The organism is Nocardiopsis mangrovi, from assembly GCF_042653925.1.
Taxonomy (GTDB): domain Bacteria; phylum Actinomycetota; class Actinomycetes; order Streptosporangiales; family Streptosporangiaceae; genus Nocardiopsis_B; species Nocardiopsis_B mangrovi.
Map to the genome: position 1 here is coordinate 19934 of NZ_JBHSFQ010000042.1, position 25138 is coordinate 45071.

Below are 25138 nucleotides of genomic sequence, written 5' to 3' on the forward strand. Positions count from 1 at the left end.
GCGGCGATGGGCGAACGGCCGGCGGCCGCCGATCGGAACGAACGAGCGAGCGACTGAGGAGACATGACCCCCATCGGCATCCCCGCCATCGGACCGGACCCCCTGTCGGCGGCCGACCTGCTCAACCGGCGTGTTCGCGCCACGCGCCACGAGCCGGGCGAGGACCCGCGCTTCGAGGCGCTGGCCCTCGCCGTGACCGCGAACCTGCCCGTGCTGCTGTGGGGCGAACCCGGGATCGGCAAGTCCTCGGCCGTCGAACGGCTCGCCGCCGGGCTCCGCGTCCCGTTGGAGACGGTCATCGCCGGCGTCCACGATCCCTCCGGCGCCACGGGGCTGCCGGCCACCGGCGGCCGGCCCGCACGCTCCGGCGGGTCCACGGCCCCGCCCGACTGGGCGGTGCGCCTTGCCGAGGCGGGCTCCGGACTGGTCCTGCTCGACGAGCTGTCCTGCGCCTCCTCCGCGGCGCAGGCCGCCCTGCTGCGCGTCGTCCTCGAACGCCGCGTCGGCGGCCTCGCGCTGCCGGAAACGGTTCGGGTGGTCGCCGCCGCGTCCCAGCCGTCCGGCGGCGACGGCCGGCACCTCAGCCCGCCGCTGGCCAACCGGTTCGTCCACCTGCGCTGGACCCACGACCCGCGCACGGTCGCGCGCGGTATGGCCGGCACCTGGCCGTCCCTGCGGATCCCGCTGACCGACCCCGACAAGATCCCCGGCGCCGTCGCCCGCGCGCGCGGCGCGATCTCCGGCTTCCTCTCCGCGCGGCCCGACCTGTCGCACCGGCTGCCCGACGACCCCGGGAGCCGCGGCGGGGCGTGGCCGTCCCCGCGGACCTGGGAGATGGTGCTGCGGCTGCTCACCACCGCCCACGCAACGGGCACCGGCGGCGAGGCGCTGGCGCTGGCCGTCACCGGCACGGTCGGCGACGGCGCCGGCGCCGAGCTGATCTCCTACCTCGACCGGCTCGGCCTTCCCGACCCCGACCAGGTCCTCGCCCATCCCGACGCCTTCGCGCTCCCCGAGCGCGGCGACCGGCAGCTCGCGTTCCTGACCTCCGTCGTCGCCGCCGTTCAAGGCGACCTCACCCGCCGGCGCTGGGAGGCGGGCTGGACGGTACTGGCGAAGGCGGTCGACGCGGGGGCGCCGGACGTCGCGGCCCAAGCCGCCGCGGACCTCGCCGCACTGCGCCACACCGACTGGGCGGTCCCCGGAGGCATCGACGCCTTCCTCGACCTGCTCCGCCTGACCGGCGCCCTCCCCGGCGGGCGCTGAGCCGCGCGCGGACGCCCGACCGCCCGCCCGCGTCCGGCCGGCACGGCCGGAGAGCCCGGTGCGCGACCGCCGTCGCCGCCGCGCTCTTCGGTGACCGGCACCAGGGACCCATATCGCCGCACGCACCACCGCGAAGGGGGTTGCGGAACACGTGAGCAGGATCCGGCGCCAAGGATCGCCCTGGCCGTGGCCTGCTGGAGGTAGAACGAGGGCCACGTGCGGGTGGCCGGGTGGGCGTGGACGAGTACACCGGCATGGACAAGGAGGCCGCGGCGCGCATACGGTCCGCCGCGGCCGAGGACCCCGACGGCGAGACCGCCCGTCGTTGAGGAAGCGGCCGTCAAGTAGACATGGGGGCTTATCCCGGCCCGCCACTCCTGAAGCCGCGACGAGCCACCTGGAGGCCGCGGCCGAACAGCTCACCTCACGGCCACGCAAGAACGCCCGGCCGGGGACCCCGGCCGAGCGTTCTGACCGAGCCGCTCGCGGCGGCAACCGATTCTCCGCGTTGCGACGGCCCCTTGAATCCGCCGTTCAGGGCGCGGGGCCGTCGTCGTGCCCGGCCTCCGGAACCGGGGAACACCCCAACGAAGACCCACGCTCAGCGCCGGGTCCCGCACCTGTGTTCCGCATGCCCTACAGGGGCTGGTCGTCGACCTGGATGTCCCACTGGACGTTGTCACCCTCGACCGAGGTCGTCGTGATGGTCATGCCGTAGTTCGTGCCGCCGTCCACGAAGTTGCAGCGGATCTCGGCGCCCACCTGCGCGGGGAGGTCCTCCAGGCAGGAGAGGTCCTGGGGGGCCTGTCCGACCAGCGCCTCCAGCTCCGCGGCCGACGTCTCGGCGACCTGCTCGGCCGGCACGGAGCCGCCGCTGGCCACAGCGGCCGTATCGTCCTCGGCGGCGCCGTCGCCCGCTGCCGTGTCCGTGCCCTCCTCAGCATCCTCGGTGCCCGCAGCGGCGGCGTCGTCGACCTGGACGTCCCATTGGACGTCGGATCCCTCGACCGAGGTCGTGGTGACGGTCACGCCGAGGCTTTCGCCGCCGTGGGTGAGCTCGCAGCGGATCTCGGCGTCCACCTCCGCGGGAAGGTCGTCGGTACAGGTGAACTCGTCCGGGGTCTCGCCGATCTGCTCGGCCAGCATCTCGCTCGACTGCTCGGCGACCTGGGCGGCGTCGACGGCGCCGGGGCCGCCGACGCTGAAGGAGCAGCCAGTGGCCAGCAGCAGGGGCAGCGCGCCCAGAGCCGCTCCGGCGATGATCCGATGAGGTCCGGCCTGCCGCATAGCGGCCTCCTTAGCGTGGGGGAAACGTGCTGTATGTACAGACCCCGGCGGCGGCGTGCAGGTTCCGAAGCCGGGTGCTTCGTTATGTGGCCGGGGCCTGCGCCCAGACTGAATGGGGCCGTGTTCGCTCCGGCCGTCCGGCCGTCCCGCCGTCCCCCGGACGGGCGACCGGAGCCGTCGGCTGAGCCGACCGGCGGACGCTCCGGTACCGGCCCGAGGGGCCTGCCCTGCGGGCGCACTGGGCGTGCCAGGGGCCTTCGCGCCGCCCGGCCGCGGGTGCCAGGGGGTGCGGGCTCAGTCCTGCCAGGTGAAGTCGAAGGTGGCGGCGTCGCCGTTGCGCTCGACGTAGGAGACGGTGTAGCCGCCCACCTCGGTGGAGTCCCCGGGCACCAGGGCGGCCTCATCCGACTCCCGGTACGCCCCCTCCTGCACGGTCACCCGGACGTCGGCCTCCTGGTCGTCGGCCAGGCGGATGCGGTACTCGATCGTCGTGTTGCCCTGGTCCCACAGGTCACCGCTGCCTTGGGCCCCACTGACGGTGACCTCGCAGTCCCGGCTCGTGCAGGAGGTGCTGGAGGCTCTGACCCCGCTGCTCGAAGTCACTTCGCACGAGGCCGAGGACGCCACCACCAGCAGCGCGTTCGCAGCCATCACCGCAAGACTCCGCGGGATCATCATGGGGGATCCACTCCTTCCGGGCCGTCGGTGGAGGCACCGCTTGTGGTGACCGATTCACGCCGACCACCGGATAGGACGCCCGGCGCGCCCGTTCGGATCCCCCTATCGGCGTCACGTTCCCGCCCCGGCTCCGGTGCATAGCGGCCATAGCGGGCCGCCTGCTCATCGGCGAGGAACCCGACCGATAGGCCCACAGGCGGTGTGAAGTGGAACGAGACGCTCAGAGCCGGATCCCGCTCGCTCGTTCCTCACTCCCGAAGCGGAGACGCTACCGGCCGACCGTCGGGTCCGTCCGCGCGGGATCCGCGGCGGTCAGGTAGCCGACGACCATGTCGCCGACCATGGTGCGGAGCCGGTCGCGGTGCTCGGGCGCGGCCAGGTCGCGGTCGAACAGGACACCGAACGTGTGCTGGTTGGCGATGCGGAAGAAGCACAGGGAGCTGATCATCATGTGCACATCGACGGCGTCGGCCCCGGTGCCGAACTCCCCGCGCTCCCGGCCCGCCGCGAGGATGCGCTCGATGAGGTCGATGACCGGGACGCCGAGGTCGACCAGCGCCTGGGACTTGCGGAGGTGCTCGGCGTGGTGGATGTTCTCGATGCTGACGATCTTGATGAAGTCGCGGTGGGCGTCGTGGTGGTCGAACGTCAGCTCGGCCAGGGTGCGGATCGCCGCGACGGGCGCCAGGTGCTCGACGTCGATGGCCGCCTCGGCGGCGCGGACCTCGGTGTAGACCTTCTCCAGGACGGCGAGGTACAGCTGCTCCTTGCCGCCGAAGTAGTAGTAGATCATGCGCTTGGTGGTGCGCATGAGGGCGGCGATCTCGTCGATCCGGGCGCCCGCGTAGCCGTGGCGCGCGAACTCCGCCTGGGCGACGTCCAGGATCTCCGCCTTGGTGCGTTCGGCGTCGCGCCGGCGCCGTTCCCCCTGGGGCGCCCGCGGCGCGGGTTGTGAGGACATTCGGCTCCAGGGGGTATGGACGCGGAGATCTGGTGTCATCCTAACCCTCCGGGTGCCGCGGGGTTCCGACCCGGCGGACGACACGGTCCCGGGGCGATCGGGGCGGACCGGGTGGACCGGGCGATCCGGGCGTGCTGGGCGGCGAGCCGGACGGGGGCGTTCACCGCGCCGTACCCCTGGTAGCCGCCGATGCGCTGGACGATCTCGAAGAACACCCGGCCCGCCGTGGCGGTGTAGAGGTGCAGGAATTCGCCGTGCCCGTCGCTGTCGTAGAGCAGCCCCAGCTCGCGCAGCTCGCGGTGGCGCGCGGCCCCGAGGTCGTAACGGGCCTCCAGGTCGTCGTAGTAGTTGTCGGGGATCGGCAGCAGGACGTCGTCGCCGGACTCGCGCAGCCCGCGGGCCGTGGCGGTGATGTCCTGGCTCTCCAGCGCGATGTGCTGCCACGATGCCTCCGGTGCGCCGGGGATCGCGCCGATGTTGAGGACCATGCGGACGCCGCCGCCGTCCGCGCCGCCGTCGCGGTCCCCGCCGCCACCGCCGCCACCGCCGCCGCCACCGCCGTCGCCGCTGCCATAGCCGCTGCCGTCCCCGCCGGACATGGCCCGGCTGCGGACCAGCCCGTACAGGTCGGCGAGTTCCAGGCTCTCGTCCGCCCGGAGCCCGAGCAGGGACCGGTAGAACAGGGCGGCCTCGTCGAAGTGGTGCCAGGGCTGGGTGAGCGCGACGTGGTCGATCCGGGTGATGCCGATGGGCCCCGGACCGGCCGCGGGCGGGTCCTGACCGGGTCTGTCGAGGACCCCGCGGAAGTCGTCGGTCCAGCTCGGATGGTCGGGACGGGCCGTCCGGCAGAAGAACAGCGCGGTGCCGTCGGGGGCCGCGACGGCGTCGAGGGGGACGTCGCGGGGCGCGCGCCGACGGGGCAGCACCGGTGCCAGCAGCGCCTCGGCGCGGGCCGCCGAACCGGCCGGGTCCGGGCTCTCCAGCCCGATCGCCGCGAGGTGGGGCCCCGCCGATCCGGGGCGTCCGTCGCCGCTGTTCAGCAGCAGCCGCGCCCGGCCCTGCTCCCACAGTTCGACCGCCTTGCCGCCGTGTACCCCGGTGCGCGTGAAGCCGAGAGCGGCGAGCAGTCCGGCGAGTCCGCTGGTGTCGGCCGTCTCGGCGGTCGCCAGCTCCGCGAAGGCGAACCCGGTCGGGACGACGGCGGCGGGCGGCGTGCGCGGCGCGTCCCGCACCGCCGCTGGTGCGGCGGCCGAGCGGGGTGCCGGCGTCCGTCCGGGCCGGTCGGCCGGGAGGAGCGGGGCGGCCGCCTCCTCCAGCGCGATGAGGGACCGCATCGCGTCGACCGCGGTCCGCCGGGCTTCGGCCTGCCGGAACACGTCGTTGAAGACCTCCAGCGACAGCGGCCCCCGGTACCCCGTCCGCAGGACGCGGGCGAGCATCCCCGCCACGTCGAAGTCCCCCTGGCCTGGGAAGCAGCGGTAGTGGCGGCTCCACTGGAGGACGTCCATGGCCTTGGCCGGGGCGTCGGCGAGCTGGAGGAAGAACACCTTCTCACCCGGAATGCGCTCGATCTCCCGCGGATCGGTGCCGCGGGAGAGGATGTGGAAGCTGTCCAGGCAGGTGCCCAGAGCGGGGTGGTCGGCCATTTCCACGATGCGCCACGCGTGTCGGTAGTCGTCGACGTGGCGGCCCCACGCCAGCGCCTCGTAGGCGATGCGGATGCCGTGCGCGGACGCCCGCTCGGCGAGCAGGTGCAGGTGCTCGGCGGCCAGGGCGTCGTCGCCGATCGCCTCGGGGGAGACCGAGGAGCAGACGAGCAGCGTGGTCGCGCCCAGGCGGTCCATCACGGCGAACTTGTGCTCGGCGCGGCGCAGGTTGGCGGCGAGGGTGCCGGGGGGCACGGCCTCGAAGTCGCGGAACGGCTGGTAGAGGTCGATGGCCAGGCCCAGGTCGGCCGCGCGGCGGCGGACCTCCTCGGGGGGAAGCGGGGTGGCGATCAGGTCGTTCTCGAAGACCTCGACCCCGTCGAAGCCCGCGGCGGCGGCCGCGGCCAGCTTCTCGTCGAGCGAGCCGCTGAGCGAGACCGTGGCGATGGACTTCCGCATTCCGTGCTCCTCTTCTGCTTCCTGTGCTTCCTCTGCCCTGCGGTCGTCCGGGCCCCGGCGGAGGGGCCCGGGACACCGGGGGCGGCGTCCCGGGCCCCTCCCGGCTCGCCCGCCGCCTTCCCACTTGCGCGGCGGCTCAGACGGCGACGAGGTCGGCCAGATGGGCGAGCATCCGGTCGGCATCGGGTTCGACCCCGGTGAACAGGCGGAACGCGTGCGCGGCCTGGTGGACCACCATGCCCCCGCCGTCGAGGGTCCGGCAGCCGGTCGCGCGGGCGCTGCGGAGCAGGGCGGTCTCCAGCGGGCGGTAGACGATGTCGGCCACCCACAGGCCGGGGTGGAGGAGGTCGGCGGGCAGCGGCATTCCGGGATGGGCGGCCATCCCGGTCGGGGTGGCGTGGACCAGGCCGTCGGCTCCGGCGAGCGCGGCGTCCAGCGTGTGGAGGGGGGCGTCGTCGGCGCGGCCGGGGCCGAAGCGGCGCTCCAGCTCGCCGGCGAGTCCGCCGGCCCGCTCGGGCCGCGCGTCGGCGATGGTGATGCGGCCGGTGCCCAGGGTCAGCAGCGCGTGGGCGACGGCGGCGCCCGCACCGCCCGCGCCGAGCTGGACGACGTGGTCGGTGGCGGCGTCGGGCAGGCCGCGCGCGAACGACCGGGCGAAGCCGGTCCAGTCGGTGTTGTGCCCGATGAGGCGGTCGCCGTCGAAGGTCACCGTGTTGACGGCGCCGAGGGTGGCGGCATCGGGGGAGAGGCCGTCGAGGTGCGGGATGACCGTCTGCTTGCAGGGGTGGGTGATGTTGAGCCCGGTGTAGCCCAGGCGTCGCGCCCACCGGACGATGTCGCCGACGGAGTCGGTGGCGGTGGGCGCTCCGTTGGGAGCGGGGGGCGGTTCCGCGTCCGCGTCGCCGGGGGCGGGAGCGGGGGGCGGCTCGGCGTTCGCGGAGCCGGGCGCGGGCGCGCCGATGTCGATGATCCGGTACAGGTAGCGGATGCCGTGGTGGTCGGCTTCGCGTTCGTGTAGGGCCGGGCTGAGGGAGGACCCGATGCCGGAGCCGATCAGTCCGATGAGATGAGAGGTCATCCTGCGTCTTCTCCCGCGGTGTCGTGTCCGGCCGCCGAGGCGCGCGGCGGCGGGGGTGGCGCGATGGGTGCGCCGCCCCCGCCGGTCAATGTACGAACTGGTACGTTACTTGACTCTAGTCCCGCCGGGCCGCGTCCGTCAGCCCGTCGTCCGCCGCGGGGCCGTTCGGCGCGGGGACGCGTCCCAGGTCGGCGGTCGGGGTGTGGGCGGTTTCGCGGGCGGTGAGCGCGGCGACGACGGGGATGAGGCACAGGACGGCCGACAGGCCCGCGACGCCGAGCCAGTTGTCCCCCTCAGGGCCGGCGATCCAGGCGGCGAGGGTGGCGGAGAACCCGGCGATCCCGTATCCGATCTGGGTGCCGATCGCCATGCCCGACAGCCGGACGCGGGTACTGAACATCTCGCCGTAGAACGCCGGCTGGAGGCCGTTGGCCGCGCTGCAGACCACACCGAGCAGCAGGATGCCGACCGTGAAGATCAGCACGTAGTCGCCCGTGGAGATCGCCCACAGGTAGGCGACCATCAGCACCGCGGACCCGGCCGAGCCGAAGGCGAACACAGGTCTGCGCCCGACCCGGTCCGAGAGCCGCGCCCACAGCGGGATGGCGATGAGCGCCACGCAGTTGCCGGCCACGGCCACCCACAGCAGCGCCGAACGGTCCAGCCCGACCGAGTCCGTGGCGAAGGCCAGCGCCCAGACCCCGGCGATCGTACTCACGGAGGCGTAGAGGGCGGCGGCGGTCACGCGCACGACGTCGGCCCACTGGTGGCGGAACAGGACGGCGAGCGGCATCTTGGCGACGGTGCCCTCGGCCGCGACCCGCTCGAATTCGGGGGTCTCCTCCATCCGGCGCCGGATGATGTAGCCGACCACGGCGACGACGACGCTGAACCAGAACGGGATCCGCCACCCCCACGTCAGCAGGTCCTCGTCGGGGAGCGCCGCGATCGGCAGGAACGCCAGGGTGGCGAAGATCTGGCCGGCCTGGGTGCCGTTGAGGGTGAAGCTGGAGTAGTACCCGCGGAGGTGCGCCGGGGCGTGTTCGAGGGTCATGGAACCGGCGCTGGCCTGCTCGCCCGCTGCGGACAGCCCTTGGAGCAGGCGCAGCGTCACCAGCAGAGCGGGCGCCAGGACGCCGACCTGGTCGTAGGTGGGCAGGCAGCCGACGAGGAACGTCGACACGCCCATGAGGACGAGGGTGAAGAACAGGATCTTCTTGCGTCCGAGCCGGTCGCCGTAGTGCCCGAGCACGAACGCGCCGAGGGGGCGGGCCGCGTAGCCGACCCCGAACGTCGCCAGGGAGAGGAGGGTGGCGCTCGCCGGGTCGGATTCGGGGAAGAAGACCCGGCCGAAGATCAGCGCGGCGGCCGTGCCGTAGATGAAGAAGTCGTAGTACTCCAGCGCACTGCCGACCCAGGCGGCGATGGCCGCTTTCCGGGGCTGGCCCTGCACGCCGCCTGCCCCCGGAACGGGGGTGCGGGGGGTGTCGGTCACGTGAGGCTCCTTTGGGCATGCCCGATTCCAGGAAAGTTACGAACTAGATAGTTAATTAGCGCGATGTTACGTATGGTGCGGTGACCCAGGTCACCTGTCAACCCCCGCTTTCGCGGTGCCCGAGGCCGAAGGGTGGGTCAGGTTGACATGGACCGGCTCGCGGAACTTTGACAGCGGGTGCGGGGCGGCGGAGATCCGCCGCCCCGCACCCGGGTGGTCAGGATCCTTGCGCTGTCAGTCCATTGAGTCCCGCCCAGTCACCCGCTGCAGTGGCGATGATCGACTTGACGCGCTCGCGTCCCTCAGTGAGGACGACGTCGATGAAGCACGCGCATCGAACGAGTCCGGGTTCTGTGGGCAGGCAAATGGCGATCCCCGTCATCTGTAGACCGCGCGAGACGGCGACCAGGGGTTCGTCGATCGAAGGAATGGGGATGCGCTCGGCAAGATGCTGTGCCAGTTTTCGTTCCAACGGTGGGCGCCCGAAATACGCTGCGACGGACTCGGCCAGCCATCCGATGCGGCTGTGCAGGTCGTCCTTCCCTTGGAGGATGCTGCGCGCAAGGACGGCGAGGGATTCGCAACTATATTGCCGTCTGCCTTTCAGGAACCTTCGCATGTGCTCGTCGTTAGCGAATTGTAGAGCCTGTTTCACGGCGGCTTGCTGGATATCAGTCGTAAGGGCGTCGTGGCAGAAGGCGACTGCGCGTTCGACTCGATCCTGCTGCTCCCGGGTGAGCTCGCGTCCGATCATGTGGGAGTGGACGCCCTGCCGGCGAGGAGGGGGCTGATGTGCCGGGGTGGAGCCCTGAGTACGTTGAACGTTCGAGGGTGTGCGGCGGGGTCGGCGGCTCCTCGCAGAGGTGCCGTTGTGTGCAGTTCTGCTGCGGCCCCCCGGTGGCTTCTCGGGCTCGCCGTGGTGGTGGCGGCAGCGCTCCCCGGGGTAGGTAACCCGGTTCTTGCACATCTTTCCTTCAGCGGTCTTTGCACGGCACCGATGGATCGGCTTCTTCGGTCTTCGTTTGGCCATATGGAAATCTGACCGGGTGCAGAACGCCTGTCAACGGGGGATGTTCGCGGTGGGAATGAAGTGGAAGATGAGTCACGAATTGACTGTGATAAATATTTTGCAACTGATTCATATGTGATTGAATTTCATAGGGCGACCCCGCGCATCGCGCAGGGCCGCCCTATCGGGTTCGTGTGAGGTGACTGTTCAGGATCCGGTACGAGCGAGGGCCCGCTTGCGGACGGCGCCGAGGGAGAACCACACGGCCGGGGCCAGGGCGATGTGCATCAGCGAGAGGGCCACGCGGGTCGGGGCGTCGGTGTCCAGCAGGAGCGCGGGGCTCGCGGTCGAGAGCAGGGCCAGGACCGTGCCCGTGATCTGGGCGGTCCGCAGGAAGCCCGTCCAGAGGAGAGACAGCCCGACGGCCGCGAGGAAGCCGATGGCGAGCGGCACCACGGACGCGATGGCGACGCCCCCCGCGGTGACGTCGACGATCGCACCCGGGTCCGCGGGGTCGGGGTGGGTCATGGAGGCGCCGGCCAGGTGGCCGGCGCCGAAGATCAGCAGGTTCGCCGCCACGGCGGCGCCGACGCCGAGGGCACCGGCCTGCCACCACGGCAGACCGGGGAGGCGGGGGGATGATGCGGCGGTGGGGTCGGTGGTGCCGGCCGGTGACTGCGTGGTCATTGCCATCTCCTGCGGTGATCCGTTTTGGACGTATATGTTGGATTTTCCAACCTCAACCATAGTTGATGTCAACCGGTGGAGGCGGGGCGCAGTGTGACCCCGGTGACCGTCGTGAACCGCCGTTTCGGGCGGATCAGCCTATCGCCGGCGAGGTCAGGCGCCCGATACCGGGGAGGAACCGGCCCGCCGTAGCGGCGTAGTCCCGGTAGGCCTGGCCGTGCACGCGCAGCAGGTAGGGCTCTTCCACCGCGCGGACCTGGATCTGGACGGCGGCGATGACGAGTGCCAGCCCGGCCGCCGACACCACGTTGGGGACGGCGAGCGCGACCCCCAGGCCCAGGGTGGCGGCGACGGTGAAGATCGGGTTGCGCACGAGCCGGAAGGGGCCGCCGGTGACGAGCCGGGTGCGTTCATCGGGGTCGACCCCCACGCGCCAGGACGCGCCCAGTGCCGCCTGGGTGATGGGCGTCGCGACGATCGACGCGGCGACCAGCGCCAGCCCGGCCCCGGAGGCGACCGGGTGTGCCGCCAGGGCGGGCACCGCGCCGGGCCCGGTCAGCCCCGCCGCATCGACCGCGGGCCCCGCAGCACCGATGACGAGGGCGCCGATGAAGAGGAGCTTCGCCCACCATTGGGCACTCCCCACGCGAGCGAACGTACGCAACCCGGCATCGCCGGTGCGCCGGTACTGCCGCCAGCTCTGCCACCCGAATGCCAGCCCCAGCCACCCGAGGTAGGCGAGCAGGACGATCCATGCCATGGCGGTTCCATCCGTTCACAAAGTACAGTATCTGCTGTATTCAGCGAAGAGTGAATCATTCATGATCTAACATGTCAACGATCGTTGGTTCGTTGCCCCGGCGAGGAGTGATTCTGAACAGCCGCGCCTCGGCCGTCCCCGGGCCGAGGGCGCGACCTCGTGCCTGCCCGCCGAGATCCGATCGCGGACCGCGTCTGCCGGGCGGCCCCACCCGCCTCCGCGTGATTCCCACCGGGGCCGATCTCGGTTTGGTCATTTCCTTGATGAATGAACGATGCCTTGAGGAGGCGTCGGTAGTCGATCGGTTCGAGTGCGCCAACTGTGCGGGAGCGGAGGGTTGATCGATCAGCGTCTATGAGAAGGTTGCAGGCGTTCTTGGATCGCCGGATCGAGATGAATTTCTCGGCGAGTTGGGAAAGAACCTAGGAATATCTCTTCGTCATCTTTTTCATGTGTCGAAAGAGGATTGCGAGGATCGCCTGGTGGTCGCCCGGGAATGCAATGAGATGATGATCGCCATCTGGTCGCAGACCTGCGGGGACGGCAGTGTCGTCGGAGTCGGTTACCCCGACGGGGAGTTCCTTTGCATTCTGCTGGGAAAGTCGACGACGGAGGAGTCCCGATCCCATTTGCGGGTCGCCGTCGAGGCCGCGTTGAGGCGAGTCACGGCGTGAGGGGAGGCGTTGTCCGCGGGGAAGGCGAGCCGTGGGGCGGGGTGGTGCCCGTCTCGCGAATGAAGCGTGCCGGGGTCCCGTATGCCTACGGGGCCCCGGCACGCTCGGTCGTGATGGGTCGTCCGGGGCGTCAGTCCCCGGACCGGAGGACGATGACCTCTTCGGTGTTCTCCTCGACCGCGTCGCGGGTGTAGTGGAGGGGGAAGTACTCCCCGTTGCGCCACAGTGGGACCAGGTCGTCGTAGTGGGGGCTTCGCGGGTCGCCGGACTGGCCGGGGGCGTTGATGGCCTGGGAGGCGTCCCAGTCGCCGACGTCGAGGACCATTTTGAAGGACGCGCCGCTGCGCTGCTGGAACGTGGCCGGGTCGTAGGACGAGGCGTCGACGGTGTGCGCCGTGCCGCCCCGTTCGAAGGGGCCCACCGACCCGTTCAACGGGTGGGTGAACACCGTCTGCTGGAGGTCGCCCCAGCGCCAGTGGGCGGGATCGCCGCCCAGTTCGGCGGCGACCTCGTCGTAGGCCGCGCCCAGCGAGTCCAGCAGGATCGCATCGCGCTGCGCCTCGGGGTCGTCGCCGTCCAGCCAGGCGCCGGGGTCCTTGAGCGCGTCCGTCAGCGCCGGGGCCTGCTGCGGGTACGGCAGCAGCTCGGCCACCTCGGGGGACGCCGCCCGGAAGAACGCCGGCCCCAGGTGGCGCATGAACCAGGTCTCGTACAGGGCGGGCCCCGCGGCGTCGGCGGACGCCTCGCCGTCCCACGCCCGCAGCACCTCCAGGCCCGCCGCCGCGGACCCCTCGCCGTCGAGGCCGTCCAGCAGCGGCAGGGTCACGGCCGCGGCCAGGTCGGCCTTGTCGCTCTGCAGCGCCATGGAGGCGTCGAGCGACGACGCGTCGTCGCCGGACAGGACGTCTTCGATCCGCTCGTAGCGGTAGGGGGCCGCCCACTCGTAGCCCACCCGGGCCGGGTGGTCGTCGGGCATGTTGTACTCGTTGGCCGTGGCGACGAACCCCCGCTCCGGGTTGTGCTGCGAGGGCAGCGTGGAGCCGTCGAGGAAGCCGTCCCACTCGTAGCGGCCGTCACCGGGCACCGGCATCAGGCCGTCGTAGCCCGACCGCTCGGGCATCAGCCCGCCCGGCGTCCAGCCGATGTCGCCCCCGGTATCGGCGTAGGTGAAGTTCAGCGGCGGCCCGCCCCACCCGCTCATGACCTCGCGGAAGCCCTCGAAGTCGGTGGTCTTCATCAGCTCCAGGCCGCCGTAGTAGGCGGCGGTCCCCGGCTCCGACCACGTGGTGCGCACCGCGAACGCGAGCCCGCTGTCCGCGTCCGAAGCGATCACCGGTCCGTGCCGGGTGAACGCCAGGTCCACCGGTTGCGGCTGCTCGCCCTTGACGGGGACATCTTCGGTCACGGTGGTCATCTCCTCCCAGCCGTCGCCGTAGCGGTACCGGGAGGGGTCGTCGGGGTCGAGCTCGTAGACGTAGAGGTCGTTCTGGTCCGCCCCGAAGATCGTGAGGCCGAACGCGGCCGTCCCGTTGTGCCCCATGGACACACCGGGCAGGGTCGGCTCACCCGCCCCGATCACGTCCATCTCCGGGGAGGAGAGGTGGACGATGCTGCGCAGCGAGGGCGCGTTCAGCGCGCGGTGCGGGTCGCCGGCGAGGATCGGCCGTCCCGTCGCGGTGCGCTCGGGCGAGATCGCCCAGCTGTTGCTGCCCTCGGCCGGCGGCCCGGCCGAGAGTCCCTCCGCGGACCGGGACCCCTCCGAGGTGTCGAAGGTGACCGCCGAGGTGGCGAGGTTGTAGACGTCGAGGACGTCGTCGGGGATGGAGCAGGGGTCGAGGCCATCGGGTACCGATGTCGTGTGCTCGGGCTCCAGCCGGGCCCGGAGCCGGTCCGCCTCGATGCCGTCGGCGCAGGCGATCTGTGCGCGGGCGACCTCACTGGGCACGTTCCCGCCGAGGCTGTTGGAGCGGATCCGCACGACGTCCTCGGGCTCCCAGCGGCCTGGTGTGTACCCCAGCTCGCCGAACTCCGGGGGGAGCCGATCGGGGTCGTCGTCCAGCCGGTCGATGTAGGCGTTGATCCCGGCCGTGAACCGCTCCGCGGCGGAGCGCGCGTCCGGACCGTAGCTCTCCCACTCCGCGTCCATGTCGCCGCGGTAGAGGAAGAGGCGGGTCGCGCGGTCCTGCTCCACGAAGGAGGGCCCGAACACCTCGGACAGCTCCCCGAGGCCGCGGCGGCGCTGGAGGTCGATCTGGAAGAGGCGGTCGCGGGCGGCGTTGACGCCCTGGGCGAAGAAGAGGTCGTCGTTGTTCTCCGCGTAGATGTGCGGGACCCCGGTGGTGTCGACGGCGATCTCGACCTCCCCTGTCAGTCCGGGTAGCACGAGGTCACCGCCCCCGCTGGGATCGGCGAACGCGGATGGGGTCGGGGCCAGAAGAACGGGGGCACTGAAGATTCCGGCGGCCATGACCGCACCGGCGGCCATCCGGCGTTTCCGCATTCTGCTCCTCGGTTCGACGGTGAGTGACGACGCGTGCACAGGCGCCCCGGGCGCCACGGCACTTTACCCCGTTACCGAGCAGGATGGGGAGGGGGTGAAGAGGCCGAGATGCCGGACGCCCGACCCCCCGGGTCGGGGGACGGGCGTCCGGGGGTCCGGGCCCGGGATCATGGAGCCGGATGTCAGCGGCCGGATCTGACCGTGGCCTCAGCTTGCGCCGGAGCCCGGAGCACGGGTACCCGTAGTCGCCCCCACCTCCACCCCGAGTGCCGTGGGGCGGGCGGCGAAACTACTGGTCGGCGCGCATGCCCCGGCGCAGCGAGAAGACCATGTCGTCGTTCATCTTCTGCGTGATCCCGGTGTGGACGACGACCGATGCCCCGTGGAACGTCCCGGAGTACTGGACGAGCTCCGTCGGCACTCCGGCGTGCGACAGCCGCTGCGCGTACTGGATCCCCTCGTCGCGCAGCGGATCGTACTGGGCCACCACCACCATCGCCGCGGGCAGGCCGGTCAGGTCCTCCGCGCGCATGGGCGCGGCGTAGGGGGGTACGTCCGGCCCGCCGGGCTCGGGGCCGTCCTTGAGGTAGTAGCGCCACATGGCCGCGTTGTTGCGCCCGTTCCACCCCGGGGAGTCGGTGTAGTCGCGCACGGACGGTGTCGTCATCCGGTCGTCCAGAACGGGGACGTCCAGGAACTGGAAGCACACCTGCGGTCCGCCGCGGTCGCGGGTGAGCAGGCAGACCGCCGCGGAGAGGTTGCCGCCGGCGCTGTCGCCGCCCACCGCGATCCGCTCGGTGTCGACGCCGAGCTCGCCGGCCGTGTCGTGGAGCCATCGGAGCGAGGCGTAGACGTCCTCCAGCGCACCGGGGAACGGTGTCGCGGGGGAGATCCGGTAGTCGACCGACACCACGACGGCGTCGACCCGGTCGGCGATCTCGGTGCACCGGGCGTCGAAGACGACCATGTCGGAGGTGACGAACCCGCCGCCGTGCATGTACAGCAGGGCCGGTCTGGGCGAGCGCGGTGCGGTCGGGGCGTAGACGCGCACCCGCACCGGCGGCGCGTCCGGGGGGCCGGGGATCTCGCGGTCCGCGATGTCCACGTCCTGGGCCGGCGTGTAACGGGGGAGTTTGGCGTGGAACTCCGCCTCTTCTTCGGGGCTGAGGGTGACCACGCGGTCGACGACGTCGGCCAGGTCGACATCGGGGATCAGCGCCGCCCAAGGGGCGAGTTCGGGATCGATGTTGTAGCGCATGCGCCCATGCTGGCCGCCGGGGCGGTGCGGGGTCATCCGCCGGGCGGGCGCCATCGGGGGCTCCGCGCGGCCGGACGGCGTGTCGGGTGTCCACTGCGTCGCGAGCCCGTTGCGCCGCGCGACTTCCGCCCCCCGCAGCCGACCCCGCGCGCCCCCGGCCGCCCCCGGATTACCGGTGGTGCGGCCGTGCCCTCGCCCGACCCCTGAACACCGCGAAACGCCCCCTAACTCGCATACCGGGTCTGGTCCGGCCCGTCTCCGCTCGCCTAGCTTCGACCTCGCCGGGCCAACGACGGCCCTGCCGGAGTCATCTGACCCCGCCTGTGTCACACAGCGAAAACGGTGAACGACGGTGAAAGGCATCATCCTCGCCGGAGGTTCGGGGACACGGCTGCACCCGGTGACCCTGACCGTCTCCAAACAGCTCCTGCCGGTTCATGACAAGCCGATGGTCTACTACCCGCTGTCGGTCCTCATGCTCGCCGACATCCGGGACATCCTGATCATCTGCGCGCCGGAGTCCATCGACCAGTTCCGGCGGCTGCTGGGGGACGGATCCCGGTACGGGATCGAGATCGACTACGCGGTGCAGCCCAGCCCCAACGGGTTGCCCGAGGCGTTCATCATCGGGGCCGACCACATCGGGGACGACTCCAGCGCGCTGGTGCTCGGCGACAACATCTTCCACGGAAACGCGTTCTCGGCGGTGATGGAGGAGTACAGCGGCGACGTCGACGGCTGCGTGCTGTTCGGCTATCCCGTCGGCGACCCCCAGCGCTACGGCGTCGGCGAGGTCGACGCCGACGGCCGCCTGGTGTCGATCGAGGAGAAGCCCGGCTCCCCCCGCTCCAACCTCGCCATCACCGGCCTGTACTTCTACGACAACGAGGTCGTGGACATCGCGAAGAACCTGCGCCCGTCCGCGCGCGGGGAGCTGGAGATCTCCGACCTCAACCGGGTCTACATGGAGCGCGGCAAGGCGAAGCTGGTCAACCTCGGCCGCGGCTTCGCCTGGCTGGACACCGGGACGCACGAATCGCTGGCCCAGGCCGGGCACTATGTGCGGACGATAGAGGAGCGCCAGGGCGTGGGCATCGCCGTCCTCGAGGAGGTGGCGCTGCGCAAGGGGTTCATCGACGCGGACGCCTGCTACCGGCGGGGAGAGGAACTGGCGAAGTCCAGATACGGGCGCTACGTGATGCGCGTCGCCGAGGAATTCCGACGCTGAGCCGAGCTGAAGGGCAGGACCACCGTGGCCGAGCGCATCCTCGTGACGGGCGGGGCGGGCTTCATCGGATCGAACTATGTGCGCCGGGTGCTGGAGGGGCGCTACCCCGGGCAGAAGGGCGCCCACGTCACCGTCCTCGACAAGCTCACCTACGCGGGCAACCCGGGCAACCTCGCCGATGTGGCCGACGACCCGCGGCTGGAGTTCACGCGCGGCGACATCGTCGACCGGCGCCTGGTCGCGTCCCTGCTGGACGGGGTCGACCTGGTGGTGCACTTCGCCGCGGAGTCGCACGTGGACAGGTCGATCAGCGGCTCGGCCGAGTTCATCACCACCAACGTCGTGGGCACCCACAACCTGCTCCAGTGCGCGCTCGAAGCCGGGGTCGGCAGGTTCGTGCACGTGTCGACCGACGAGGTCTACGGTTCCATCGAGGAGGGGTCCTGGGCGGAGACGCGCCCGCTCGAACCCAACTCGCCGTACTCCGCCTCCAAGGCGTCCTCCGACCTGATCGCGCGCGCCTACCACCGGACCCACGGGCTCGACGTGCGCGTCACCCGCTGCTCCAACAACTACGGCCCCCGCCAGCACCCGGAGAAGTTCATCCCCAAGGCCGTCACCAACCTCGCGCGCGGCATCCCGGTGCCGCTGTACGGCGAAGGGGTGAACGTGCGGGACTGGCTGCACGTCGACGACCACTGCCGCGGTATCGCGCTGGTGGCGGCGGAGGGCCGCGCCGGGGAGGTCTACAACATCGGCGGCGGCACCGAGCTGACCAACCGCGAGCTGACCGGGCGCCTGCTGGACATCCTCGGCGCCGACTGGTCGGCGGTGCGCCGCGTCGCGGACAGGCCGGGCCACGACCTCCGGTACTCGGTCGACCATTCGAAGATCACCCGGGAGCTGGGCTACCGTCCCGAGGTCCCCCTCGATGAGGGGTTGGCCGGCACCGTCCGCTGGTACCTCGACAACCCCGATTGGTGGGAGCCCGCCGCCCAGCCGGCGTGACGCCCGGGCCGGGGGCACCGGGGACCGCGGGAGAGCGCGGATACCGGGCCCCGGGCCCGGAACGCCGAAACGGTGCCGGCCCCCGCCGGAACGGGGGCCGGCACCGTCACCGCACCGGGGTCACCACCCGGCCTTGACCGTCTCCGCGATGTGGTCGCGCTGCTCGTCGGTCACCCACGATCCGACGGGGATCCCGACGATGCGCGGGGCGACGCGGTCGAGTCCGGGCAGGATCGTGCGGAACTCCCGCACGGCGGTGTGCACGTCGTTGCGCGCGTGGATGTTGCCGGTCATGATCCCGGCCTCGTCCATGCGCTTCATGAACCCCTCGCGGTCGTCCACCTTCATCGGGTAGACCCAGAACGACGAGTCGTGGCCGGGGGCCCGCTGGGTGAGCTCGACGCCGGGGACACCCGCCAGCTCCCGGTCGAAGAACGCCGCGTTGTCCTTGTGGCGCGCCACGACGGCGTCGGCCGGGCCCAGGTTCGCCAGGCCGATCACGGCGTTGATGTCGGTCATGTGGAACTTGAAGCCCCACTCGGTGACATCGGGCGGGTTGCGCAGGCGGTCGGCCGTGCGGTCGATCCCGAACCAGCGCAGCCGCCGGGCACGCCGGTGCAGCTCGTCGGTCGGCAGGACCACCGCGCCGCCGTCGCCCGCGGTCAGGTGCTTGATGGCCTGGAAGCTGAACACGCACGTGTTGCCGTGGGAGCCGATGGGCGAGCCCCGGTAGGCGGCGCCCCAGGCGTGCGCGCAGTCCTCGATCACCGCGGGCCTGATCCCGAACCGCTCCTCGGCCTGGTCGACGATCTCCCGCAGCCGGTCGAGGTCGACCGGGTAGCCGGCGAAGTGCACCACCACGATGGCTCGCGTGCGCGGGGTGATCTTGCGGGCGAGGTCGTCCAGGTCGACGTTGAGCGTCGCGGGGTCGATGTCCACCCACCTGATCCGCAGCCGGTTGGCCAGGATGGTCCAGTTGGTGGCCTCCATGGTCAACGGGGTCGTCAGCACCTCCCCCCGGCCGTCGTCGTCGGCGCCGGCGAGCAGGTGCAGTGCGAGGTGGAGCCCGGAGGTGGCGCTGTTGACCGTGGCGACCCGGTCGGTGCCGATCTTCGCGGCGATCCCCAGCTCGAACTCCTCGACCTTGGCTCCCTGCCCGATACTCCCGCTGGAGAGGAGCTCGGCCGCGCGCTCGGGCGCGTCCTTGGCCATGGCCACCCTGAACATCGGGATCATCGCGCTCCCTCCCCGGACTTGGCGAGGGAGTCGTAGACCTCGCGGCACGCGGCGTAGTCGGGCAGCAGCCCCTGCTCGCGGGCCTCGCGGAAGGACGGGGCGGCCCGGTCCTTGTCCGAGAGCAGGAGCTCGCCGGCCTCCGGCCAGGGCAGGCCGAGCTCCGGGTCGGCGGCGTTGATGATGAACTCCGCCCCCGGGTTCCACGGCGCCGAGCACAGGTACACGACCGTCGCCTCGTCGGTGAGCGGGGAGAACCCGTGCGCCATGCCCTCGGGAAGGTAGAGGGCCCGGCGGTTCTCGGCACTCAGTGTCACGGCCTGGTGCCGGCCGAAGGTCGGCGACCCCACCCGGATGTCGAGGGCGATGTCGGTGACGGCCCCCTGGACGCACATGACGTAGCGGGCCTGCCCCGGCAGCGCCACGGCGTGCATGCCCCTGACCGTGCCCCGTTTCGACAGGGAGCAGTTGACCTGCGCGACGGAGAGCTTGTGGCCGAAATTCTCCTGGAACTCCCGCTGGCTGAACGCCTCCAGGAAATACCCGCGATCATCGGGGATGATCTTCGGGGTGACGATGAAATTGTCGTGGAGATCGATCTCGGAAATCATCATTCGCGTCATTTCCATGTACGGTGCGGTCTAGCCGGCGGTGATGGAATTCGGGTCGCCTTCGCGGAAGCGGTGGATCGCGTCGATGTGGCGGGACCGCAGTTCGGGGTCGTCGACCCCCAGCCCCGGCCGCGGCGCCAGCCCCAGCACCCCGACCTTGCCGCTGTGGGCGTTGCCGTGTACCCGGCGCGCGGCCAGTCCGACGTCGTCGAGCCCGTAGACGGCCGACAGCGTGGGGTGGATCGTGCCGTCGGCGATGAGCCGGTTGGCCTCCCACGCCTCGCGGTAGTTCGCGAAGTGGGTGCCGACGATCCGCTTCAGCCCCATCCACAGGTAGCGGTTGTCGTACTGGTGCTGGTAGCCGGAGGTGGAGGCGCAGGTGACGATGGTCCCGCCGCGCCGCGCGACGTAGACGCTGGCGCCCATCGTCTCCCGGCCCGGGTGCTCGAAGACCACATCGGGGTCGCGGCCGCCGGTCAGCTCGCGGATCCGCCCGCCGAAGCGCCGCCACTCCCGGGGGTCGGGGGTCTCGGGGTCCTTCCAGAACCGGTAGTCCTCCGCGGCCCGGTCGATGACGAACTCGGCGCCCTGCGAGCGGACCAGCTCCGCTTTGTGCTCGCTGGAGACCACGCACACCGGGGTCGCGCCCGCGCGCAGCGCGATCTGGGTCGCATAGGAGCCGAGGCCGCCCGCCGCGCCCCAGATGAGGACCACGTCGCCGAGCTTGATCCGCGCGCCGTTGCGCGAGATCAGCTGGCGGTAGGCCGTGGAGTTCACCAGGCCCGAGGCCGCCGACTCCTCCCACGCCAGGTGGGCCGGCTTCGGCATGAGCTGGTTGGACTTCACCAGGCTGAGCTGGGCGAGCCCGCCGTAGTTCGTCTCGTAGCCCCAGATGCGCTGGTCGGGGTCGAGCATGCTGTCGTCGTGGCCGTCGGCCGAGGACAGCTCGACCGACAGGCAGTGCGCCACGACCTTGTCGCCGGCCCGCCAGCGCGTGACACCGGGCCCCGTGGCGAGCACGACGCCCGACAGGTCCGAACCGAGCACGTGGAACGGCCGGTCGTGGATCACGGCCGAGGGGACCGCCTTCGCGTAGCGCTTCAGGAATCCGAACGTGGGGGCGGGCTCGAAGATCGAACTCCACACCGTGTTGTAGTTGATGCTGCTCGCCATGACCGCGACCAGCGCTTCGCCGGGGCCGGGCTCCGGCGTGGGGACATCGCGCAGGGACAGCGCCTTCGCGGGGTCGCGGTGCTTGACCGGGATGCCGGTGAACATGTCGGCGTCGTCCTCGTGGACGACCGCCCCCCGATAGCTCTCGGGGACGGGGATCCGCTCCAGCTGCTCCGCTGTGAATTCCTCTGACAGCAGGACGTCTGCGATTTCCTTCATTGATTTTCCTCAGAGGGAGACCGGTGATTTCCGTCGTGGGTGCACACTGCCGAATCGGTCGTGATCGGATCCGGGGCGGTGGTCCAGGTGGCCGCGGAAAAATTCCCTAGAAGAATCCCGTCTTTTTCCTGGAAGGGTTCGGTGAATGCACAGCAACACTATTTTTCGGGGAAGGCTCCACCAACCCCTACGGTTCCCCTACTCGCACCTTGATCCGTATCAGCCCCTTGACCCCCCTCCCCGTGACGGCGGCGGGCCGGCCGGCCGCGGCCGCCGGCCGGGACCGGACGCGGTCCCGGCCGCCGGAGCAGGGGTGGAGACGACGGGTCAGGGGGTGCCCAGCTCGTCGTCCAGGGTCGCGAAGAGCTCGTCGTCGGAGAGGTCGTCGACCTCCTGGCCGGCGGCGTCGGCGCCCTCGCCGGCCGCCGGGCCGTCCACCGCCTCGGCGGCGTTGAGCAGGGCCCGGAACCGGTCGCCGAGCCGCGCCCGCTCCCCGGTGGACAGGCTCTGCTCCCGCAGCAGCACCTCCACCTCGCCGAGCCGGTCGAGGATCGACACCGCCGCCCCGGCGCTGCGCGGAGCGAGCCGGTCCAGCATGAACCGGGCGAGCGCGTTGGGGGTGGGGTGGTCGAAGACCAGCGTCGCGGGCAGCTTCAGCCCGGTCGCCTGCCGGAGCCGGTTGCGCAGCTCCACCGCCGTCAGGGAGTCGAACCCGAGCTCGTTGAACGCCCGGTCCGGCCGGACCGGGGCGTCGGAGGTGTGCCCGAGCACCCCCGCCGCGGCCGAACGCACCAGCGCCACCACCGTGCGCTCCTGCTCGGCCGGGGACTGGTCCGCCAGCCGCTTCACGAACGCCGCGCCGTCCGGTTCGCCGCTGTCGGCGGGCCGGCCCGGACCGGCGGGCTCGCTGAGCGCCCGGGTGAACTCGGGGATCGACTCCATCAGCGGGCGCGGCCGGGCCAGGCCGAAGGCCGGGGCGAAGCGCTCCCAGTCGATGTCGGTGACCACCAGGCCGTGGTCGCCCCGTCCCAGCGCCTGGCCGATCGCGCTCGCGGCGGCGCCGGGCTCCATGGGCCGCATCCCGAACCGGCCCATGTGCGCCTGGACGGACGCGTCCATCATGCCGCCGCCGCCCCAGCCGCCCCAGGCGATCGAGGTGCCCGCGAGCCCTCGCGCCCGGCGCCGCTGCGCCAGCCCGTCGAGGAACGCGTTGGCCGCGGCGTAGGGGGCCTGACCCCCGGAGCCCCAGACGGCCGACACGGAGGAGAACATCACGAACGCCTCCAGGCTCCGGTCGCCCAGCAGCTCATCCAGGTTGATCGCGCCGGCGACCTTGGCCCGCCCGAAGCCCGCGAAGTCGCCGGGGGAGGTGTCGGTCACCCGCACGTCGTCATGCCCGACGCCGGCGGCGTGCATCACCGCCGTCAGCGGGGGGCCGTCGGACAGCGATCCCAGCAGGGCGCGGAGCGCCTCGCGGTCGGTGACGTCGCAGGCGGCGACCACGACCTCGGCGCCCTGGTCCTCCAGCTCGGCGGTCAGCTCCGTGACGCCTTCGGCGCGGTCGCCGCGGCGGCTCACGAGCACCAGGCGCTCGGCGCCCTCACGCGAGAGCCAGCGCGCGACGTTCGCCCCGACGCCGCTCGTCCCGCCGGTGACCAGCACGGTCCCGTGCGGCGTCCACGCCCGCTGCCGGCCGGTTCCGGGCGCGGCGCCGACGGCGGCGTGGACCAGGCGCCGGGCGAAGAGCCCACCGGACCGGATCGCCACCTGGTCCTCGCCGCCCCCGTCCGTCAGCACGCCGTGCAGCAGTGCGATGTCGTCCGCGCTCGGGGAGATGGGCACGTCGACGATCCCGCCCCAGATCTCGGGGTGGTCCAGCGCCAGCACGGCGCCGAGGCCCCATGCCGCGGTCTGGAAGGGGCGCGACGACTCCGCCGCCTCCTCGACGGCCACCGCGCCGGCGGTGGCGATCCACAGGGGAACGCCGTCGTTCAGCCCGGCGTCGGCCAGCGCCTGGATGAGGGTGAGCGTCGCCGCCACGCCGCGGGAGAGCGTCGGGTGGCCGGCGTGCGGTTCGTCGTCGAGGGGGAGGAGGGCCAACACCCCGGCGACGACGGGCGCGGATTCCTCCGGCGGGCCGTCGGCGCCCGTGCTCCGCGCCCAGGTCCGCAGGTCCGCGGCGAGCCCCGCGCGGTCCTCGCCAACGGGGACCTCGTGTACCAGGACGCCCCGCTCGCCGAGCCCGTCCACGATGGCGCGGACGTCGGCCGAGCCGTGCGCGGCGGCCGGGACGGCCACCAGCCAGGTGCCGTCACCCGCGCCGTCGGCGGCGGACGGGTCGGCCGGGGCGGCCACCTTGCGCCACACCGCCTTGTAGCGCCAGCCATCAGCGACCGCCCGTTCGCGCTCGCGGTCGCGGAGGGAGGAGAGGGCGGGCAGCACGCTCTCCAGGGCCTGCGCGTCCACGTTCAGCCGTGCGGCGAGTGCCGGCGTCCCCTCGGACTCCAGGGACTCCCAGAACCCGTCGTCGACCGCCGGACCCGAAGCCGTGGCCTTCGTGGTGTTCGTTCCGGTGGGGAGCCAGTAGTGGTGGTGGGTGAAGGGGGTGGTGGGCAGGGGGGTGGGGGTGGTGTGGGTGGGGGCGAAGACGTGTGCCCAGTTGGTGGGGGTGCCGGTGGTGTGGGCGGTGGCGATGGCTTGGAGGAGGGTGTGGGGTTCGGGTCGGTCGGGGCGCATGGTGGGGGTGATGGTGGCGGTGGTGTCGGGTCCGAGGGTGGCCGGGGTCATGGAGGTCAGGGGGGTGTCGGGTCCGAGTTCGATGTAGGTGGTGGTGCCGGCCTGGTTCAGGTAGGTGATGGCGTCGGCGAAGCGGACGGGGTGGGTGATGTGGTCGGCCCAGTAGGCGGGGTCGGCGAGTTGTCGGGGGGTGGTGGGGGTGGCGGTGAGGTTGGAGATGACGGGGATCTGTGGTGGGCGGGGGGTGAGGGTGCGGGTGGTGTGGGTGAAGGTGTCGAGGATGGGGGTCATGAGGGGGGAGTGGAAGGCGTGGGAGACGTTGAGGGTGCGGGTTTTGCGGCCGTGGTCGCGGAAGTGGGTGGTGATGGTGTGGATGGTGGGGGCGTGGCCGGAGATGACGGTGGCGTTGGGGGCGTTGTGGGCGGCGATTCCGGCGTGGTGGTGGTGGCCTTCGAGGAGGGGGCGGATTTCTTGGGGGGTGGCGTCGATGGCGGCCATGGCGCCGCCTGGGGGCAGGGATTGCATGAGGCGGGCGCGGGTGGTCACGAGTTTGGCGGCGTCGGTGAGGGTGAGGGCGCCTGAGGCGTGGTGGGCGGTGATCTCGCCGAGGGAGTGGCCGGTGAGGTAGTCGGGGTGGATTCCCCAGGTTTGCAGGAGGCGGAAGAGGGCGGTTTCGATGGCGAACAGTGCGGGTTGGGTGTAGGCGGTCTGGTCGAGGAGGTGGGCGTGTTCGGTGCCGGGGGTGGCCCACATGACGTGTTTGAGGGGGTGGTCGAGGTGGGGGTCGAGGGCGTCGCAGGCGGTGTCGAGGGCGTGGGCGAAGGCGGGGAAGGTGGTGTAGAGCTGGTGGCCCATGCCGGGGTGTTGGGCGCCTTGGCCGGAGAACAGGAACGCGGTTTTGGTCTGGCCGGTGGTGGGGGTGTGTCCGGTGATGAGGTTGGGGGGTGGGGTGGTGGTGAGTCCGCCGGGTCCGGTGTTCCACCCTTGGGGGCCGGTTTGGGCTAGTTGGGCCAGGGTGGTGGTGAGGTCGTGGCGGGTGGTGGTGAGGATGACGGCGCGGTGGGGGTGGTGGGTGCGGGTGGTGGCCAGGGCGTGGGCGGTGGCGGTGAGGGTGTGGTGGGGGTTGGCGGTGAGGTGGTCGGCCAGGCGGGCGGCGTAGGCGGGTAGCCGGG

18 protein-coding genes are annotated in these 25138 nt (G+C 71.8%); 3 read left to right on the top strand and 15 right to left on the bottom strand.

The annotated features are described in order from the left end of the window. Positions 1 to 63: 63 nt before the first annotated feature. Positions 64 to 1266: an ATP-binding protein gene (locus ACFO4E_RS27570; RefSeq protein WP_378579797.1), complete on the top strand. Its 1203-nt coding sequence runs from the start codon at positions 64 to 66 to the stop codon at positions 1264 to 1266. Positions 1267 to 1902: 636 nt separating this feature from the next. Here ACFO4E_RS27570 and ACFO4E_RS27575 read toward each other — a convergent pair. The 11 genes from ACFO4E_RS27575 to ACFO4E_RS27625 all read right to left on the bottom strand — a co-directional run bounded on the left by ACFO4E_RS27575 (position 1903) and on the right by ACFO4E_RS27625 (position 15758). After that, positions 1903 to 2553, bottom strand: a complete 651-nt coding sequence (locus ACFO4E_RS27575; RefSeq protein WP_378579799.1) for a DUF4333 domain-containing protein — start codon at positions 2551 to 2553, stop codon at positions 1903 to 1905. Between the two features lie 294 nt (positions 2554 to 2847). Continuing rightward, entirely contained in the window at positions 2848 to 3204 is a 357-nt protein-coding gene (locus ACFO4E_RS27580) for a hypothetical protein (RefSeq protein WP_378579801.1), read from the bottom strand. Positions 3205 to 3499: 295 nt separating this feature from the next. Further along, entirely contained in the window at positions 3500 to 4192 is a 693-nt protein-coding gene (locus tag ACFO4E_RS27585; protein ID WP_378579803.1) for a TetR/AcrR family transcriptional regulator, read from the bottom strand. 35 nt (positions 4193 to 4227) lie between these two features. After that, the gene (locus tag ACFO4E_RS27590; RefSeq protein ID WP_378579805.1) at positions 4228 to 6297 is read right to left on the bottom strand and encodes a bifunctional sugar phosphate isomerase/epimerase/4-hydroxyphenylpyruvate dioxygenase family protein; all 2070 of its coding nucleotides are present in this window, start codon (positions 6295 to 6297) and stop codon (positions 4228 to 4230) included. A 136-nt stretch (positions 6298 to 6433) separates the two neighbouring features. Then, the gene (locus tag ACFO4E_RS27595) at positions 6434 to 7375 is read right to left on the bottom strand and encodes a shikimate dehydrogenase (protein WP_378579807.1); all 942 of its coding nucleotides are present in this window, start codon (positions 7373 to 7375) and stop codon (positions 6434 to 6436) included. 115 nt (positions 7376 to 7490) lie between these two features. Further along, entirely contained in the window at positions 7491 to 8870 is a 1380-nt protein-coding gene (locus ACFO4E_RS27600) for an MFS transporter (protein ID WP_378579809.1), read from the bottom strand. 217 nt (positions 8871 to 9087) lie between these two features. Further along, entirely contained in the window at positions 9088 to 9624 is a 537-nt protein-coding gene (locus tag ACFO4E_RS27605; protein WP_378579811.1) for a hypothetical protein, read from the bottom strand. A gap of 462 nt (positions 9625 to 10086) precedes the next feature. Next, on the bottom strand, positions 10087 to 10566 hold the full coding sequence (locus tag ACFO4E_RS27610) for a DUF6069 family protein (RefSeq protein WP_378579813.1): 480 nt from the start codon (positions 10564 to 10566) through the stop codon (positions 10087 to 10089). A gap of 133 nt (positions 10567 to 10699) precedes the next feature. Then, entirely contained in the window at positions 10700 to 11326 is a 627-nt protein-coding gene (locus ACFO4E_RS27615; protein WP_378579815.1) for a methyltransferase family protein, read from the bottom strand. 804 nt (positions 11327 to 12130) lie between these two features. Next, positions 12131 to 14500, bottom strand: a complete 2370-nt coding sequence (locus ACFO4E_RS27620; RefSeq protein ID WP_378579817.1) for a penicillin acylase family protein — start codon at positions 14498 to 14500, stop codon at positions 12131 to 12133. Between the two features lie 289 nt (positions 14501 to 14789). Beyond that, positions 14790 to 15758 (bottom strand): alpha/beta hydrolase, encoded by a 969-nt coding sequence (locus ACFO4E_RS27625; RefSeq protein WP_378579819.1) that lies wholly within the window; start codon positions 15756 to 15758, stop codon positions 14790 to 14792. 352 nt (positions 15759 to 16110) lie between these two features. On the opposite strand from ACFO4E_RS27625, the gene rfbA reads away from it, so the two are divergent. Then, entirely contained in the window at positions 16111 to 16986 is an 876-nt protein-coding gene (rfbA, locus tag ACFO4E_RS27630) for a glucose-1-phosphate thymidylyltransferase RfbA (RefSeq protein WP_378579821.1), read from the top strand. A 24-nt stretch (positions 16987 to 17010) separates the two neighbouring features. Further along, on the top strand, positions 17011 to 17994 hold the full coding sequence (gene rfbB / locus ACFO4E_RS27635; RefSeq protein WP_378579823.1) for a dTDP-glucose 4,6-dehydratase: 984 nt from the start codon (positions 17011 to 17013) through the stop codon (positions 17992 to 17994). Positions 17995 to 18114: 120 nt separating this feature from the next. Here rfbB and ACFO4E_RS27640 read toward each other — a convergent pair whose 3' ends face one another. The 4 genes from ACFO4E_RS27640 to ACFO4E_RS27655 form a co-directional block, all read right to left on the bottom strand. Beyond that, positions 18115 to 19230 (bottom strand): DegT/DnrJ/EryC1/StrS family aminotransferase, encoded by a 1116-nt coding sequence (locus ACFO4E_RS27640; RefSeq protein WP_378579825.1) that lies wholly within the window; start codon positions 19228 to 19230, stop codon positions 18115 to 18117. After that, positions 19227 to 19841, bottom strand: coding sequence for a dTDP-4-dehydrorhamnose 3,5-epimerase (rfbC, locus tag ACFO4E_RS27645; RefSeq protein WP_378579827.1), 615 nt, complete (start codon positions 19839 to 19841; stop codon positions 19227 to 19229). Before rfbC ends, ACFO4E_RS27640 begins: the two co-directional genes overlap by 4 nt. Before the next feature lie 27 nt (positions 19842 to 19868). Continuing rightward, entirely contained in the window at positions 19869 to 21230 is a 1362-nt protein-coding gene (ccrA, locus tag ACFO4E_RS27650) for a crotonyl-CoA carboxylase/reductase (RefSeq protein ID WP_378579829.1), read from the bottom strand. A gap of 327 nt (positions 21231 to 21557) precedes the next feature. After that, positions 21558 to 25138 (bottom strand): SDR family NAD(P)-dependent oxidoreductase (locus tag ACFO4E_RS27655; RefSeq protein WP_378579830.1); only part of this gene is annotated, 3581 nt, incomplete at its 5' end.

Bases quoted from the DNA above. Each gene is read 5' to 3' on its own strand.
- ACFO4E_RS27570 (WP_378579797.1), top strand. From the start codon at position 64: ATGACCCCCATCGGCATCCCCGCCATCGGACCGGACCCCCTGTCGGCG.
- ACFO4E_RS27575 (WP_378579799.1), bottom strand. From the start codon at position 2,553: ATGCGGCAGGCCGGACCTCATCGGATCATCGCCGGAGCGGCTCTGGGC.
- ACFO4E_RS27580 (WP_378579801.1), bottom strand. From the start codon at position 3,204: ATGGCTGCGAACGCGCTGCTGGTGGTGGCGTCCTCGGCCTCGTGCGAA.
- ACFO4E_RS27585 (WP_378579803.1), bottom strand. From the start codon at position 4,192: ATGTCCTCACAACCCGCGCCGCGGGCGCCCCAGGGGGAACGGCGCCGG.
- ACFO4E_RS27590 (WP_378579805.1), bottom strand. From the start codon at position 6,297: ATGCGGAAGTCCATCGCCACGGTCTCGCTCAGCGGCTCGCTCGACGAG.
- ACFO4E_RS27595 (WP_378579807.1), bottom strand. From the start codon at position 7,375: ATGACCTCTCATCTCATCGGACTGATCGGCTCCGGCATCGGGTCCTCC.
- ACFO4E_RS27605 (WP_378579811.1), bottom strand. From the start codon at position 9,624: ATGATCGGACGCGAGCTCACCCGGGAGCAGCAGGATCGAGTCGAACGC.
- ACFO4E_RS27610 (WP_378579813.1), bottom strand. From the start codon at position 10,566: ATGACCACGCAGTCACCGGCCGGCACCACCGACCCCACCGCCGCATCA.
- ACFO4E_RS27615 (WP_378579815.1), bottom strand. From the start codon at position 11,326: ATGGCATGGATCGTCCTGCTCGCCTACCTCGGGTGGCTGGGGCTGGCA.
- ACFO4E_RS27620 (WP_378579817.1), bottom strand. From the start codon at position 14,500: ATGCGGAAACGCCGGATGGCCGCCGGTGCGGTCATGGCCGCCGGAATC.
- ACFO4E_RS27625 (WP_378579819.1), bottom strand. From the start codon at position 15,758: ATGCGCTACAACATCGATCCCGAACTCGCCCCTTGGGCGGCGCTGATC.
- ACFO4E_RS27640 (WP_378579825.1), bottom strand. From the start codon at position 19,230: ATGATCCCGATGTTCAGGGTGGCCATGGCCAAGGACGCGCCCGAGCGC.
- rfbC (WP_378579827.1), bottom strand. From the start codon at position 19,841: ATGATGATTTCCGAGATCGATCTCCACGACAATTTCATCGTCACCCCG.
- ccrA (WP_378579829.1), bottom strand. From the start codon at position 21,230: ATGAAGGAAATCGCAGACGTCCTGCTGTCAGAGGAATTCACAGCGGAG.